13 protein-coding genes are annotated in these 13556 nt (G+C 67.3%); 4 read left to right on the plus strand and 9 right to left on the minus strand.

Annotation, left to right across the window (positions count from 1 at the left end; genetic code table 11):
• The 4 genes from HMPREF3115_RS05100 to HMPREF3115_RS05115 all read right to left on the minus strand — a co-directional run.
• Nucleotides 1-586, minus strand: a 586-nt coding sequence (locus tag HMPREF3115_RS05100; protein ID WP_070553597.1) for a PqiC family protein, incomplete at its 3' end; no start/stop codon positions are given.
• Nucleotides 583-2202 (minus strand): PqiB family protein, encoded by a 1620-nt coding sequence (locus tag HMPREF3115_RS05105; RefSeq protein WP_006401657.1) that lies wholly within the window; start codon nucleotides 2200-2202, stop codon nucleotides 583-585. The genes HMPREF3115_RS05105 and HMPREF3115_RS05100, both read right to left, overlap by 4 nt.
• Nucleotides 2195-2824 (minus strand): paraquat-inducible protein A, encoded by a 630-nt coding sequence (locus HMPREF3115_RS05110; protein WP_070553599.1) that lies wholly within the window; start codon nucleotides 2822-2824, stop codon nucleotides 2195-2197. The genes HMPREF3115_RS05105 and HMPREF3115_RS05110 overlap by 8 nt, the downstream gene beginning before the upstream one ends.
• Entirely contained in the window at nucleotides 2821-3486 is a 666-nt protein-coding gene (locus HMPREF3115_RS05115; RefSeq protein WP_006408341.1) for a paraquat-inducible protein A, read from the minus strand. Before HMPREF3115_RS05115 ends, HMPREF3115_RS05110 begins: the two co-directional genes overlap by 4 nt.
• A 256-nt stretch (nucleotides 3487-3742) precedes the next feature.
• On the opposite strand from HMPREF3115_RS05115, the gene HMPREF3115_RS05120 reads away from it, so the two are divergent.
• The 4 genes from HMPREF3115_RS05120 (at nucleotide 3743) to HMPREF3115_RS05135 (ending at nucleotide 6974) form a co-directional block, all read left to right on the plus strand.
• Complete coding sequence (locus HMPREF3115_RS05120) at nucleotides 3743-4303, plus strand: cytochrome b (RefSeq protein WP_006408342.1); 561 nt, start codon at nucleotides 3743-3745, stop codon at nucleotides 4301-4303.
• A gap of 8 nt (nucleotides 4304-4311) precedes the next feature.
• On the plus strand, nucleotides 4312-4872 hold the full coding sequence (locus HMPREF3115_RS05125) for a YceI family protein (protein ID WP_006410365.1): 561 nt from the start codon (nucleotides 4312-4314) through the stop codon (nucleotides 4870-4872).
• Nucleotides 4873-4936: 64 nt separating this feature from the next.
• The gene (locus HMPREF3115_RS05130; protein ID WP_069219993.1) at nucleotides 4937-5518 is read left to right on the plus strand and encodes a YceI family protein; all 582 of its coding nucleotides are present in this window, start codon (nucleotides 4937-4939) and stop codon (nucleotides 5516-5518) included.
• A gap of 178 nt (nucleotides 5519-5696) precedes the next feature.
• Nucleotides 5697-6974, plus strand: a complete 1278-nt coding sequence (locus HMPREF3115_RS05135; RefSeq protein ID WP_070553601.1) for an MFS transporter — start codon at nucleotides 5697-5699, stop codon at nucleotides 6972-6974.
• 223 nt (nucleotides 6975-7197) lie between these two features.
• On the opposite strand, the gene secF is transcribed toward HMPREF3115_RS05135, so the two are convergent.
• The 5 genes from secF to queA form a co-directional block, all read right to left on the minus strand.
• Nucleotides 7198-8148 (minus strand): protein translocase subunit SecF, encoded by a 951-nt coding sequence (gene secF / locus HMPREF3115_RS05140; RefSeq protein ID WP_006401649.1) that lies wholly within the window; start codon nucleotides 8146-8148, stop codon nucleotides 7198-7200.
• An 18-nt stretch (nucleotides 8149-8166) separates the two neighbouring features.
• Entirely contained in the window at nucleotides 8167-10188 is a 2022-nt protein-coding gene (secD, locus tag HMPREF3115_RS05145; protein ID WP_006408348.1) for a protein translocase subunit SecD, read from the minus strand.
• Nucleotides 10189-10293: 105 nt separating this feature from the next.
• Nucleotides 10294-10617 (minus strand): preprotein translocase subunit YajC, encoded by a 324-nt coding sequence (gene yajC, locus HMPREF3115_RS05150; RefSeq protein ID WP_006401647.1) that lies wholly within the window; start codon nucleotides 10615-10617, stop codon nucleotides 10294-10296.
• Nucleotides 10618-10846: 229 nt separating this feature from the next.
• The gene (gene tgt / locus HMPREF3115_RS05155; RefSeq protein WP_006408350.1) at nucleotides 10847-12046 is read right to left on the minus strand and encodes a tRNA guanosine(34) transglycosylase Tgt; all 1200 of its coding nucleotides are present in this window, start codon (nucleotides 12044-12046) and stop codon (nucleotides 10847-10849) included.
• Nucleotides 12047-12227: 181 nt separating this feature from the next.
• Entirely contained in the window at nucleotides 12228-13295 is a 1068-nt protein-coding gene (gene queA, locus HMPREF3115_RS05160; RefSeq protein WP_006408352.1) for a tRNA preQ1(34) S-adenosylmethionine ribosyltransferase-isomerase QueA, read from the minus strand.
• Nucleotides 13296-13556: the final 261 nt, after the last annotated feature.

A 13556-nucleotide genomic window follows, 5' to 3' on the forward strand; every position in this document is an offset into this window, starting at 1 on the left:
GCACGCCGGCCGCCGCCTGCGCCGCTATCGCGTCGAGCGCGCGCCGATGGCCGGCGACCAGCGCGTCGTAGCCGCTGCCGACCGGCTCGGCGACGCTCGTGCGGCACGTCATGACCGCTTGCGAGCCGACCGCGCGCACGCTCCATACCGCGTCGATCGCCGCGCGCTTGCCGGGCCACGATTCGAAGCGCTGCACGTTCACGCTGATCCGGTACACGGGCATGCCCGGCGGCACGGCGGAATCGGCGACGTCGATCGTGCCGAGCCGCGCGGCGAGATCGTCGGACAGCGCCCGGCGGATTTCGTCGGCGGGCGGCGCTGCCCAGCGCTCCTGTTCGAGCACGTCGACCTGCGCGCCGCCCTTCTGCACGACGAGCTGATTCTTCGCGATCTGCTCGGGCACGTCGACCGACGGCACTTCGATCAGGAACGGCGGATTGGCCGGCGCGGTGCGCGCGGGCGCGGCGGCGTCGGCGCGGGCGAGCGTATAGAACCGCGCGGGCGGCGAACTGCACGCGGCAAGCGCGAGTGCGGCGAGCACGGCTGCCGCGCCGCTCGCGAGAACGTTCACGCGAGTCGTCGTCATGGTTGATCTCCTGGCTTGCCCTTGATCAGCGATTCGGGATGGCGCTCCAGATAGTCGGCGAGCGCGTTGAGCGACTGCAGCGTGCGCGTGAGCTCCTTCAGCGCGCCGCGCACGTCGGACTGCAGCGGCGAATCCTGCTGCAGCGTCGCTTCGGCGGTCGAGAAGGTCTGCTTCGCGGCCGACAGCGTGTCGCGCGCCTCCGGCGCGACCTGCGTGTCGAGCTGCTTGAACAGCTTGTCGGCGTTCGACAGCGCGCTGTTCAGGTTCGCGCCGATCTGGTCGAACGGCACCTTGTCGAGCTTCTTCGCGATGTCGGCGACCTGCAGCTGCAGTTCGTCGAGCGTGTTCGGCACGGTCGGCAGCTCGAGCGGCTGATGCGACACGTCGACCTTCGCGGGCGGCGCCTTCGGGAAGAAGTCGAGCGCGACGTACAGCTGGCTCGTCAGCAGGTTGCCGGTGCGCAGCTGGCCGCGCAGCCCGTGCTGGACGAGACGCTGGACGATCTCGAGGCGCGCCGCTTCGCCCTTGCTCGCAATCGTCTCGCGGAAGCGCCGGCCGAGCCGTTCCGGATACACGTTCATCGTGACCGGCATCGTGAAGTTCTTCGTCTTCGGATCGTAGTCGATGCCGATGTTCGTCACTTCGCCGAGCACGATGCCGCGGAAGTCGACCGGCGCGCCGATCCCGAGCCCGCGCAGCGACTGGTTGAAGTTCATCACGACCTGCAGCGGCTGGCCGTCCGGATCGCGCATCGCGTCGCCTTCGTCGGCCGCCAGGCGGAACGTCGTGTTGTTCGGCGCGAGCACACCGCTGCTCTGGTTCGGCGGCGTCTGGAACGCGATGCCGCCGAGGATGACCGTTGCGAGCGACTGCGTGTTCAGCTTCAGCCCGCTCGAGTCGAGCCGCAGATCGACGCCGCTCGCCTGCCACCAGCGCGAGTTCGTGCCGACGTACTGGTCGTACGGCGCATTGACGAACACGTTGAACGTGACGCCCGTGCCGTCCTTGTCGAGCGAGAAGCCGACCACCTGGCCGACCTGCACGCGCCGGTAGTAGACGGGCGAGCCGATGTCGACGGAGCCGAGCGAATCGCCGCGCAGCACGTACTGCGTGCCCTTCTGGTCCGCCGTGACGGCCGGCGGCTTCTCGAGACCCGTGAAGTCGGTCTGCACGTCCTGCGAGCGGCCCGCGTCGACGCCGATGTACGCGCCGGACAGCAGCGTGCCGAGCCCCGACACGCCGGTCGCGCCGACGCGCGGCCGCACGATCCAGAAGCGCGAGTCCTTGACCGCGAAGTCTTCGGCTTCCTTCTTGAGCTGCACTTCGACGAGCACGCGCGACAGGTCCTTCGACAGCTTGATCGTCTTGACCATGCCGATCTCGACGTCCTTGTACTTGACCTGCGTCTTGCCGGGCTCGAGCCCTTCGGCGCTATGGAAGCTGATCGTGATCTCGGGGCCGCGTTCGCGCACCGAGCGCACGACGAGGCCGATCCCGATCAGCGCGGCGATCAGCGGCACGAGCCAGACGAGCGACGGCAGCCAGCCGCTTTTCGTCGAGATCGTCGGGTCGGGCGGCCGGGACTCGTCGTGTTGCGGGCCTTGCGGACTATTCATGGTGTTTCCCTGAGGTTTCGACTGGATCCCAGATCAGACGGGGATCGAACTGCATCGACGCGAGCATCGTCAGGATTACGACCGAGCCGAACGCAAGTGCGCCGGGGCCGGCCGTGATGACGGCAAGCGAGCGGAAATGGACGAGCGCGACGGTGAGCGTCACGACGAAGATGTCGAGCATCGACCAGCGGCCGATGCGCTCGACGATCCGGTACAGGCGCGTGCGCTGCAGCGGCCGCCATGCGGTGCGGCGCTGCGCGCTGATCACGAGGATCAGCAGCACGCCGAGCTTGAGCATCGGCACGAGGATGCTGGCGACGAACACGACGACCGCGAGCGGCCAGTCGCCCGACACCCAGAAGTAGATGACGCCGCTCATGATCGTGTCCTGCTGCGAGCCCATCAGCGACGAGGTGCGCATGATCGGCAGCAGGTTGGCCGGAATGTAGAGGATCGCGGCGGCGATCAGCAGCGCCCACGTGCGCGCGATGCTGTTCGGCGTGCGAAAGTGCAGCGCGCTGCCGCAGCGCGCACAGTGCGCGTGCGGCCGGTCGGGCGTCTGCACGAGCCCGCACGCATGGCAGCTGACATAGCCCTCGCGGGCGGCGGTCGGCGTCGTCATCGGCGGGCGCCTTCGGCCAGCGGCGCGACGCCGTCGCGCGGCGTACGCATGCGGCCGGCGCGCAGATCGTCCGCGATGTCCCACAGCGTGCGCGGATCGAACATCAGCACGACCGCGAGCATCAGCGTGAGCGCGCCGAACGCGAACAGCGCCGCTTCCGGCACGACGCGCGCGAGGCTCACCATCTTCACGATCGTCACGAGGATGCCGAGCATGAAGACCTCGATCATCCCCCACGGGCGCACGAGCTGCACCGCGCGCAGCACGGCGTTGAAGCCGGGCGGAATCACGCCGCGCCGTATCGGCAGCAGCAGATACAGCAGCGCCGACATTTCGACGAGCGGGAACAGCACGGTCGAGCAGAACACCATCGCGCCGACGATCGCCATGTCCTGCCGCCAGAGCGCGTCGATCGCGCCGATCAGCGTCGTCTGTACGCGGTTGCCGTTCACGTCCATCTCGAGGATCGGGAAGGTCTGCGCGATCACGAACGTGATCAGCGCGGCGAGCGCGAGCGCGCAGATCCGCTCGATCTGCGAGGCGCTGTTGCGATAGAGCATCGCGTCGCAGCGCGGGCAGCGCGCGACTTCGTGTCCGCTAAGGCGCGGTTTATGCAACAGTGCGTCGCACTCGTGACAGGCAATCAGATCGTTTCGTTGCATGGACAAAGGGGTTGCGCGACGGCGAAAGGCGGCGTCGACGGGGCCGGAACCCGCGCCAATCTTACCAAAACGCCTTTTGCACCGTGTCGAGGGGCGCCGCCGCCGTGACCGGTCTGTAACATGGCGGCAAGCGGGCGGCGCGATGACGCGTCTGTCCTCAGATGCCGCGCGCGTCAAAAGGTTGCGGTAGCATGGCGCCCGTGACGAGTACCGGCCGCGACGGCCGGCGGCCGTTCGCTGAACTGAGGAACGCAAGATGACATCGAATTCGCTGCGGCCCGCGCCGTCGGGCTATACGGGCACCGCGATCGCGCTGCACTGGCTGATCGCGCTGCTGATCGTCTGCGGCTTCGCGCTCGGCTGGGTGATGACCGACATTCCGGGCTTCACGCCGACGAAGCTGAAGTACTTCTCGTGGCACAAGTGGATCGGCGTGACGGTGTTCGCGCTCGCGATCGTGCGCGTGCTGTGGCGCGCGACGCACGTGCCGCCCGCGCTGCCGGCCGGCATGCGCGCGTGGCAGCGCACCGCGGCGCACGTGGGGCATCTGCTGCTGTACGTGCTGATGCTCGTGATTCCGGCGACCGGCTATCTGTACAGCTCGGCTTCGAACATCCCGGTCGTCTATCTGGGCATCGTGCCGCTGCCGCGGCTGATCGATCCCGATCCGGTGCTGAAGGAAACCTTCAAGACGCTTCACGTGTCTTTGAATTACATTTTGCTTGCGCTCGTGTCGCTGCACGTGCTCGCGGCGCTCAAGCACCAGCTGGTGGACCGCGACGGCCTGCTGTCGCGGATGCTTCCCTTTGCCAAATGAAGGATCCCATGAAAGTGTCTTTCTCCCGTTCCATGCTGGCCGCGTTCGCCGCGGCGTCACTCGTCGCGTCGGGCGCGGCGCTCGCCGACGTCGACCTGGCGAAGAGCAAGGTGTCCGCGGTGTCGAGGCAGATGAACGTGCCGACCGAAGGCGTGTTCAAGAAGTTTTCCGCGCAGGTGAAGTTCGATCCGGCGAAGGCCGCGCAAGGCAGCGCGCAGATGACGATCGACGTCGCGAGCTTCGACCTCGGCGACAAGATGTACAACGACCAGGTCGCGGGCAAGGAGTGGTTCGACGCGAAGGCGTATCCGCAGGCGACGTTCGTGTCGTCGGCGATCGCGCCGGCCGGCGGCAACAAGTACAACGTGACCGGCAAGCTGACGATCAAGGGCAAGACGGAGAACGTCACGGTGCCCGTCACGGTCACGCAGAGCGGCGCGACGCAGACCTTCGACGGCGTGCTGCCGATCAAGCGCTCGACGTTCAACGTCGGCACCGGCGAATGGAAGGACACGTCGGTCGTGGCGGACGAAGTGCAGATCAAGTTCCATCTCGTCGCGACGAAGTAAGCGGCGGGCTGTCGCACCACCCGAATGCCGCGCGAGGGCGCGGCGCTGTTCCTAGGAGAATGAGTTGAAAAAGCATCTGATGATCGCCGCCGGCGCGCTCGCCGCTTCGCTGTCGTTCTCGGCATTCGCCGAAAGCGCGACGTACCAGTTCGATCCGAGCCACACGTATCCGAGTTTCGAGGCCGATCACTTCGGCGGCCTGTCGGTCTGGCGCGGCAAGTTCGACAAGTCGAGCGGCACCGTGACGCTCGATCGCGCGGCGAAGACGGGGACGGTCGAGGTGACGACCGACATCGCGTCGATCCACACCGGCAGCGCGAAGCTCGACGAGCATCTGCAGACGGCCGACTTCTTCGACGCCGCCAAGTACCCGCAGGCCATCTACAAGGGCACGATCAAGTTCGACGGCGACAAGCCGGCGTCGGTCGTCGGCAACCTGACGCTGCATGGCGTCACGAAGCCGCTGACGCTCAAGATCGACTCGTTCAAGTGCATGCCGCATCCGATGCTCAAGCGCGAAGTGTGCGGCGTCGACGCGGTCGGCGAATTCAACCGCGACGAATTCGGCCTCGACTACGGCAAGCAGTACGGCTTCAAGATGCAGACGAAGCTGCTGATCACGGCCGAAGCCGTCAAGCAGCAGTAACGCGCGCAGCCGGGCGGCGCGTCGCGCCGGCCCGCCGCGAACCGGCCGCCGCGCTCCCGATCGGGGCGCGGCGGTCTTTTTTTGCGCGCCTATAATCGTTCGGGCGCCTGCCGGCGCGGCGGCCGACCGCGTACGCGGCGGCGCGCGAACAGAACGTACAACGACAAGGAGATCGCCGATGCATGCCGTCACGCCGTCCCGTTCCATAGCCTCGTCGCCGCGCGTGTGGCGCGCGGTGGTCGCCGCGTCGATCGGCAACGCGCTCGAGTGGTTCGACCTCGTCGTCTACGGCTTTTTCGCGGTGACGATTTCCAGGCTGTTCTTTCCGGCCGGCAACGACACCGTGTCGCTGCTGCTCACGCTCGGCACCTTCGGCGTGTCGTTCTTCATGCGTCCGCTCGGCGCGATCGTGCTCGGCGCCTATGCGGACCGTGCGGGCCGCAAGGCCGCGCTCACGCTGTCGATCCTGCTGATGATGGCGGGCACGCTGATCATCGCGGTGCTGCCGACCTACGAGACGATCGGCATCGCGGCGCCGCTGATCCTCGTCGCCGCGCGGCTGATGCAGGGCTTTTCGGCCGGCGGCGAGTTCGGCAGCGCGACCGCGTTCCTCGCCGAGCACGTGCCGGGGCGGCGCGGCTTCTTCGCGAGCTGGCAGGTCGCGAGCCAGGGCCTGACGACGCTGCTCGCGGCCGGCTTCGGCACCGTGCTGAACGCGCAGCTGACGGCCGCGCAGATGGCCGCGTGGGGCTGGCGCGTGCCGTTCTTCTTCGGGCTGCTGCTGGGGCCGGTGGCTTACTACATCCGCAAGAAGGTCGACGAGACGCCGGAGTTCCTCGCGGCCGAAAGCACCGCGAGCCCGCTGCGCGACACGTTCGCGTCGCACAAGGCGCGGCTCGTCGCTGCGATCGGCGCGGGGGTGCTCGGCACGGTCGCGACGTATCTCGTGCTCTTCATGCCGACCTACGGCGTGAAGCAGCTCGGCCTCGCGCCGTCGGCCGCGTTTGCGGCGATTCTCGTCGTCGGCGTGATCCAGATGGCGTTTGCGCCGCTCGTCGGCCACTGGTCGGACCGTTACGGCCGCGTGCGCGTGATGCTCGCGCCGGCGCTCGGCTTCCTCGTGCTGATCTACCCGGCATTCGCGTATCTGGTCGCGCATCCGGGCTTCGGCACGCTGATCGCGCTGCAGGTGCTGCTCGCGGTGCTGATGACGGGCTATTTCGCGGCGCTGCCGGGCTTGTTGTCCGAGGTGTTTCCGGTGCAGACGCGCACGACCGGGATGTCGCTCGCGTACAACGTCGCGGTGACGATCTTCGGCGGCTTCGGGCCGTTCATCATCGCGTGGCTGATCAAGGCGACCGGGATGAAGACCGCGCCGAGCTTCTACCTGATGTTCGCGGCAGTGCTGAGTCTCGCGGCGCTGGTCGTGTTGCGCAGGCGGTTCGGGTTTCGGTGACGGGGCGGCGTCGGCGCCGCGCCCGCGAGAGGGGCGGCGTCGCGGCGGCGCAGTGTTGCACCCCCGCGGTAAGGGGACGGGGAAGGGGAGCGCTTCAGCCTACCGGGCAACGCTTCGACGCCGGCGGCTGAACGTAGCCGCCGCGTGCGACCAAACATAAAAAAAGCCGGCCCTGTCGGACCGGCTTTGCGCGTTTACCGCAACGGTGACGCAGCGGCGGCGCTCAGACCTGCGCGCCTGCGTTCGGATCGTCCGGATCGTGCGCGACCTTCTTTTCCTTGATCAAGTCTTCGCGCTTGATGCCGAGCCACATCGCGAGCGAGCCCGCGACGAACACCGACGAATAGATGCCGAACATGATGCCGACCGTCAGCGCGAGTGCGAAGTAGTGCAGCGTCGGGCCGCCGAAGAAGAACATCGACAGCACCATCATTTCCGTCGACGTGTGCGTGATGATCGTCCGCGACATCGTCGTCGTGATCGCGTGGTTGATCACCTCCGGCACCGTCATCTTGCGTTCGCGGCGGAACGTCTCGCGGATCCGGTCGAAGATGACGACCGACTCGTTCACCGAGTAGCCGAGCACCGCGAGAATCGCCGCGAGCACCGCGAGCGAGAACTCCCACTGGAAGAACGCGAAGAACCCGAGAATGATCACGACGTCGTGCAGGTTCGCGATGATGCCGGCGACCGCGTACTTCCATTCGAAGCGGATCGACAGGTAGATCACGATGCCGATCACGACGCAGGCGAGCGCGAGCAGCCCGTCGGTCGCGAGCTCGCGGCCGACCTGCGGGCCGACGAACTCGACGCGCTGCAGCGTGACGTCCGGACTTTGCGCCTTCAGCGCCGTCATCACCTGATCGCTCTGTTGCGCGGAGGTCAGGCCTTCCTTCAACTGCAGGCGGATCAGGACGTTGCGCGAGGTGCCGAAGTTCTGCACTTGCGCGTCGGCGTAGCCGAGCTTGCCCAGCGTCGCGCGCACGGGTTCGAGCTGCGCGGCCTGCTGGTACTGCACCTCGATCACCGTACCGCCGGTGAACTCGACCGACAGGTGCAGCCCGCGGTGGAACAGGAAGAACACGGCGGCGAGGAACGTGACCAGCGAGATCACGTTGAACACCAGCGCGTGCCGCATGAACGGAATGTCTTTACGGATGCGGAAAAATTCCATGGCTTCGTCTCCGGGGCCTTATTGGGTCGAGCCCGGTTTCTTCGGCGACACGCCCGGCTGCGCACGGTTGCGCAGTTGCGGCTTGCCGGCGCGCGGCGCGTTGCCCTTCGGCGGGGCGGCGAGCTTCGCGGCGCGCGCGGTGTCGGTCGATTCGTCGGCCGCCGCGAGCGACGCGGCCGCTGCGGCGCCTTCCGGCCGCCACACCTGGCCGATCGCGAGCGACTTCAGCTTCTTGCGGCCGCCGTACCAGAGGTTGACGATCCCGCGCGAGAAGAACACCGCGGAGAACATCGACGTCAGGATGCCGAGGCAGTGCACGATCGCGAACGCGCGCACCGGGCCCGAACCGAACGCGAGCAGCGCGAGACCGGCGATCAGCGTCGTCACGTTCGAGTCGAGAATCGTCGCCCATGCGTGCGCGTAGCCGGCCTGGATCGCGAGCTGCGGCGGCTGGCCCGCGCGCAGTTCCTCACGCACGCGCTCGTTGATCAGCACGTTCGAGTCGATCGCCATACCGAGTGCGAGCGCGATAGCGGCGATGCCCGGCAGCGTCAGCGTCGCCTGCATCAGCGACAGCACCGCGACGAGCAGCAGCAGGTTCACCGACAGACCGATCACCGAGATCACGCCGAACAGCATGTAGTAGGCGATCATGAACACGGCGATCGCGCAGAAGCCCCAGATCACCGAGTGCACGCCCATCTTGATGTTGTCGGCGCCGAGGCTCGGGCCGATCGTGCGTTCCTCGATGATGTCCATCGGCGCGGCGAGCGAGCCGGCGCGCAGCAGCAGCGCGAGATCGGCTGCGGCCTGCGGCGTCGGCTGGCCCGTGATCTGGAAGCGGTCGCCGAGCTCCGACTGGATCGTCGCGACCGTCAGCACTTCGCCCTTGCCCTTCTCGAACAGCACCATCGCCATCGGCTTGCCGATGTTGTCGCGCGACACGGTGCGCACCGCGCGGCCGCCCGCCGAATCGAGGCGGATGTTGACCGACGGACGCTGGTGTTCATCGAAGCCGGCCGACGCGTCGATGATGCGGTCGCCGGTGAAGATCACGTCCTTCTTCAGCAGCACGGGCACCTGGTTGCCCTGCGTGAACAGTTCCTCGCCCGGCGGCACCGGATCGTTCGGATTCGGATGCGTGTTGATCGGATCGGCGAGGCGCGCTTCGAGCGTCGCCGTGCGGCCGATGATGTCCTTCGCCTTCGCGGTGTCCTGCACGCCCGGCAGTTCGACGACGATCCGGTCGTTGCCTTGCTGCTGCAGGATCGGCTCCGACACGCCGAGTTCGTTCACGCGGTTGTGCAGCGTGGTCAGGTTCTGCTTCAGCGCGGCATCTTCGACGGCCTTCTGCACGGCCGGCGTGAACGTGCCGACGACCTGCGTGCCGCCGCCGCCCGGCTGCGTCGCCCATTGCAGTTCGGTGATCGACGACGCGAGCACCTTGCGTGCGTCTTCCGCCGTCTGCGCGTCGCTGAAGTTCACGACGACCGATTGATCGACGCGGCTCACGCCGCCGTCGCGGATGTTCTTGTCGCGCAGCAGCGAGCGCGCGTCGGCCGCATCGGAGTCGAGCTTCTTCGTGAGCGCGCCCGTCATGTCGACCTGGAGCAGGAAGTGGACGCCGCCGCGCAGGTCGAGGCCCAGATACATCGGCAGCGCGTGCAGCGCGGTCAGCCAGCGCGGCGAGGCGCTCTGCAGGTTCAGCGCGACTACGTATTGCGGATCGTTCGGGTCGGCGTTCAGCGTCTTTTGCAGCAGATCCTTCACGCGCAGCTGCGTGTCGGTGTCCTTCAGGCGCACGCGGATGTTCGCGTTGGTCGCCGTGTTCTCGAAGGTGACGTCGTCCGGCTTGATCTGCGCGGCCGCGAGCGCCGTTTCGACCTGCGTCAGCGTGTTCGCGTCGAGCTTGACCGTGGCCTTGCCGCTCGACACCTGCACCGCCGGCGCTTCGCCGAAGAAATTGGGCAATGTGTACAGAAAGCCGATGGCGAGCGCCACGACCATCACGACATATTTCCAGAGTGGGTAACGATTCATGAGGGGGCCGAACGGATGGTTGGCATGAAAGCGTCGCGTCCGGCGCCGCGGCGGCCGGCCCGGCAGGGCAGCGGCGACGCGGGAGCCGGACGCTCGGTGACGGGCTTACAGCGACTTGATCGTGCCCTTCGGCAGAATGGTCGTGACGGCCGCCTTCTGCACCGTGATTTCGGTGCCTTCGGCGATCTCGACGCCGATGTAGCCTTCGCTGACCTTCGTCACCTTGCCGACGAGGCCGCCGCTCGTGACGACTTCGTCGCCCTTGGCCATGGCGGCGAGCATGTTGCGGTGCTCCTTCTGCCGCTTCATCTGCGGACGGATCATGATGAAGTAGAGCACGGCGAACATCAGGATGAGCGGCAGGAAGCTCATCAGGCTCGATTCGGCGCCACCGGCACCTTGCGCGAAGGCATTGGAAATGAACGGCACGTTGGTCTCTCCGTAGGGGAAGATCGAAAATTAAGCCGGTTATTCTACCACCGGCCCCATCTGCAAACGGCGCGGCAAATGCGCTTTGGGATCAAGCTGTTAAAGCGCGAAGCGCGATTGCCGCGACCGGTTTGGAAAGGTAATTGTAATGTTTTGGCGATCGGGACCGAGCGGCGCGACGCATTATTTCGTTCGCATACGATGCGCCGGCCACGCCCGGCCAGGCCCGTCAGTCGACGCCTCTCGCGCGATCCTCCGCGAAGCGCTGGCGGAACGCGTCGAACGTGTGCGATTCGATCGCGTCGCGGATCTCGCTCATCAGCTGCAGGTAGTAGTGCAGGTTGTGGATCGTGTTCAGCTGCGCGCCGAGGATTTCGCCGACGCGGTGCAGGTGATGCAGATAGCCGCGCGAGAAGTTGCTGCACGTGTAGCACGTACAGCTCGGATCGAGCGGCTTCAGCGAGTTCTTGTGCGTCGCGTTGCGGATCTTCACGTCGCCGAAGCGCGTGAAGAGCCAGCCGTTGCGCGCGTTGCGCGTGGGCATCACGCAGTCGAACATGTCGACGCCGTTCGCGACGCCCTCGACGAGGTCCTCGGGCGTGCCGACGCCCATCAGGTAGTGCGGCTTGTGCGCCGGCAGCTTCGGGCCGACGTGGCGCAGCACGCGCATCATGTCCTCTTTCGGCTCGCCGACCGACAGCCCGCCGATCGCAAGGCCGTGGAAGCCGAGTTCCGACAGGCCCGCGAGCGATTCGTCGCGCAGATCCTCGAACATCCCGCCCTGGACGATCCCGAATAGCGCGTTCGGATTGCCGAGCCGGTTGAACTCGTCGAGCGAGCGCTTTGCCCAGCGCAGCGACATGCGCATCGAGTCGGCCGCTTCCTTGTGCGTGGTCGGCACGCCGTCGGTCGCGTACGGCGTGCATTCGTCGAACTGCATCACGATGTCCGAGTTCAGCACCTTCTGGATCTGCATCGACACTTCCGGCGACAGGAACAGCTTGTCGCCGTTGATCGGCGACGCGAACGTGACGCCGTCCTCGGTGATCTTGCGCAGGTCGCCGAGCGAGAACACCTGGAAGCCGCCCGAGTCGGTCAGGATCGGCTTGTTCCAGCCCATGAAGCCGTGCAGACCGCCGTGTGCGTCGATCGTGTCGAGGCCCGGGCGCAGCCACAGGTGGAACGTGTTGCCGAGGATGATCTGGGCCTTGATCTCGTGCAGCTCGCGCGGCTGGATCGCCTTCACGGTGCCGTAGGTGCCGACCGGCATGAAGATCGGTGTCTCGACGACGCCGTGGTTGAGCTTCACGCGGCCGCGGCGCGCGTGGCCGTCGGTCGTCAGCAGTTCGAATTCGAGCCCGTTGGCGGGGCGGGCGGGCGCGGCTTCGGGCGTGTGCGCGCGCGTATCGTGGGATGAACCTTCGGTCATCGTGGGGTGCTCCTGGCCACCGGAAAACAGTCCGGCGCAAGTTGGAAAAAGCCGCCGGAGTAGCGGCGGCGGAAAGAATGGATGTGCGCCATCGTAGCGCGCGGCGTGGGCGAGCGGCGGGCCCGTGCCGAAGGCGCCGCGGCGGCCGTGCCGTACGGCCGGCCGTCGCACGTGCGGCGCCTTACGCGTGCGTCGCCTCCGGCGTATCGCGCCGTGTGAGCAGCATCGCGTCGCCGTAGCTGAAGAAGCGGTAGCGCTGTTCGATCGCGTGGCGGTACGCGGCGCGGATCGTCTCGATGCCCGCGAACGCGGACACCAGCATCATCAGCGTCGACTTCGGCAGATGGAAATTCGTGACGAGCCGGTCGACCACACGGAAGCGGTAGCCGGGCGTGATGAAGATGTCGGTCTCGGCCTGCGTCGCCGCGAGCGGCCGGCCGGCGGCTTCGGCGTCGCGCGCCGCGGCTTCGAGCGCGCGCATCGAGGTCGTGCCGACCGCGATCACCTTGCCGCCGCGCGCGCGCGTGGCCGCGATCTTGTCGACGAGAGACTGCGGCAGCTCGTACCACTCGCTGTGCATCTTGTGCTCGGCGATGTTCTCGACCCGCACCGGCTGGAACGTGCCCGCGCCGACGTGCAGCGTCAGCGTCGCGCGCTCGATGCCCATCGCGTCGAGCTTCGCGAGCAGCGGCTCGTCGAAGTGCAGGCCGGCCGTCGGCGCGGCGACCGCGCCCGGGTTGCTCGCATAGACCGTCTGATAGCGCGTCTCGTCGGTCGCGTCCGGATCGTGCTCGATGTACGGCGGCAGCGGCAGTCGGCCGTACTGCTCGATCAGCTCGAGGCACGGCTGCGGAAAGTGCAGCGTAAAGAACGGCTCGACGCGTTCGCCGACCGTCACGTCGAACGCGTCGGCGAGGCGCAGCGTCGTGCCGGCGCCCGGCGACTTGCTCGCGCGGATCTGCGCGAGCGCCGTGTGCGAGCCCGTCACGCGCTCGATCAGCACCTCGATCCGGCCGCCGCTCGCCTTCTGGCCGAAGAAGCGCGCCTTCAGCACCTTGGTATCGTTGAACACGAGCAGGTCGCCGCGCGCGATGCACGCCGGCAATTCGGCGAAACGGCGATCGACGAAGCGCGCGGGCTCGGCCGTCGCGTCGACCTCGAGCAGGCGGCTTGCGGTGCGGTCGGGCAGCGCGGTTTGCGCAATCAGCTCGGGCGGCAGATTGAAATCGAAATCGGAAAGCGTGAACATGCGGGCTGGTTCGAAACGGCCGGCGGGCGCCGCCGGCATGGCGGAAACGCGTAAAGGGCGCGCGCGAGCCGCTATGATGGCGGGATGCGCGGCCTGGCCGGCGTCGTTCGTTCGGACGACGTGAAAGCCGCTATTGTACTTGCCTTGCGAAGCACGCTCACGACCCGATGCCTGTCTCACCCCGCCGTTCCGCCGCCGCTGCCGATTCCGACGATCCGTTCGACACGGAGCTCGCCGCGTCGCCGCCGGCGCGCGCGGTCG

This window comes from Burkholderia sp. HMSC10F09 (assembly GCF_001806955.1).
GTDB lineage: Bacteria > Pseudomonadota > Gammaproteobacteria > Burkholderiales > Burkholderiaceae > Burkholderia > Burkholderia multivorans.

Coding starts and splice junctions, on each gene's coding strand:
- HMPREF3115_RS05105 (WP_006401657.1), bottom strand. CDS start 2,202: ATGAATAGTCCGCAAGGCCCGCAACACGACGAGTCCCGGCCGCCCGAC.
- HMPREF3115_RS05110 (WP_070553599.1), bottom strand. CDS start 2,824: ATGACGACGCCGACCGCCGCCCGCGAGGGCTATGTCAGCTGCCATGCG.
- HMPREF3115_RS05115 (WP_006408341.1), bottom strand. CDS start 3,486: ATGCAACGAAACGATCTGATTGCCTGTCACGAGTGCGACGCACTGTTG.
- HMPREF3115_RS05120 (WP_006408342.1), top strand. CDS start 3,743: ATGACATCGAATTCGCTGCGGCCCGCGCCGTCGGGCTATACGGGCACC.
- HMPREF3115_RS05125 (WP_006410365.1), top strand. CDS start 4,312: ATGAAAGTGTCTTTCTCCCGTTCCATGCTGGCCGCGTTCGCCGCGGCG.
- HMPREF3115_RS05135 (WP_070553601.1), top strand. CDS start 5,697: ATGCATGCCGTCACGCCGTCCCGTTCCATAGCCTCGTCGCCGCGCGTG.
- secF (WP_006401649.1), bottom strand. CDS start 8,148: ATGGAATTTTTCCGCATCCGTAAAGACATTCCGTTCATGCGGCACGCG.
- secD (WP_006408348.1), bottom strand. CDS start 10,188: ATGAATCGTTACCCACTCTGGAAATATGTCGTGATGGTCGTGGCGCTC.
- tgt (WP_006408350.1), bottom strand. CDS start 12,046: ATGACCGAAGGTTCATCCCACGATACGCGCGCGCACACGCCCGAAGCC.
- queA (WP_006408352.1), bottom strand. CDS start 13,295: ATGTTCACGCTTTCCGATTTCGATTTCAATCTGCCGCCCGAGCTGATT.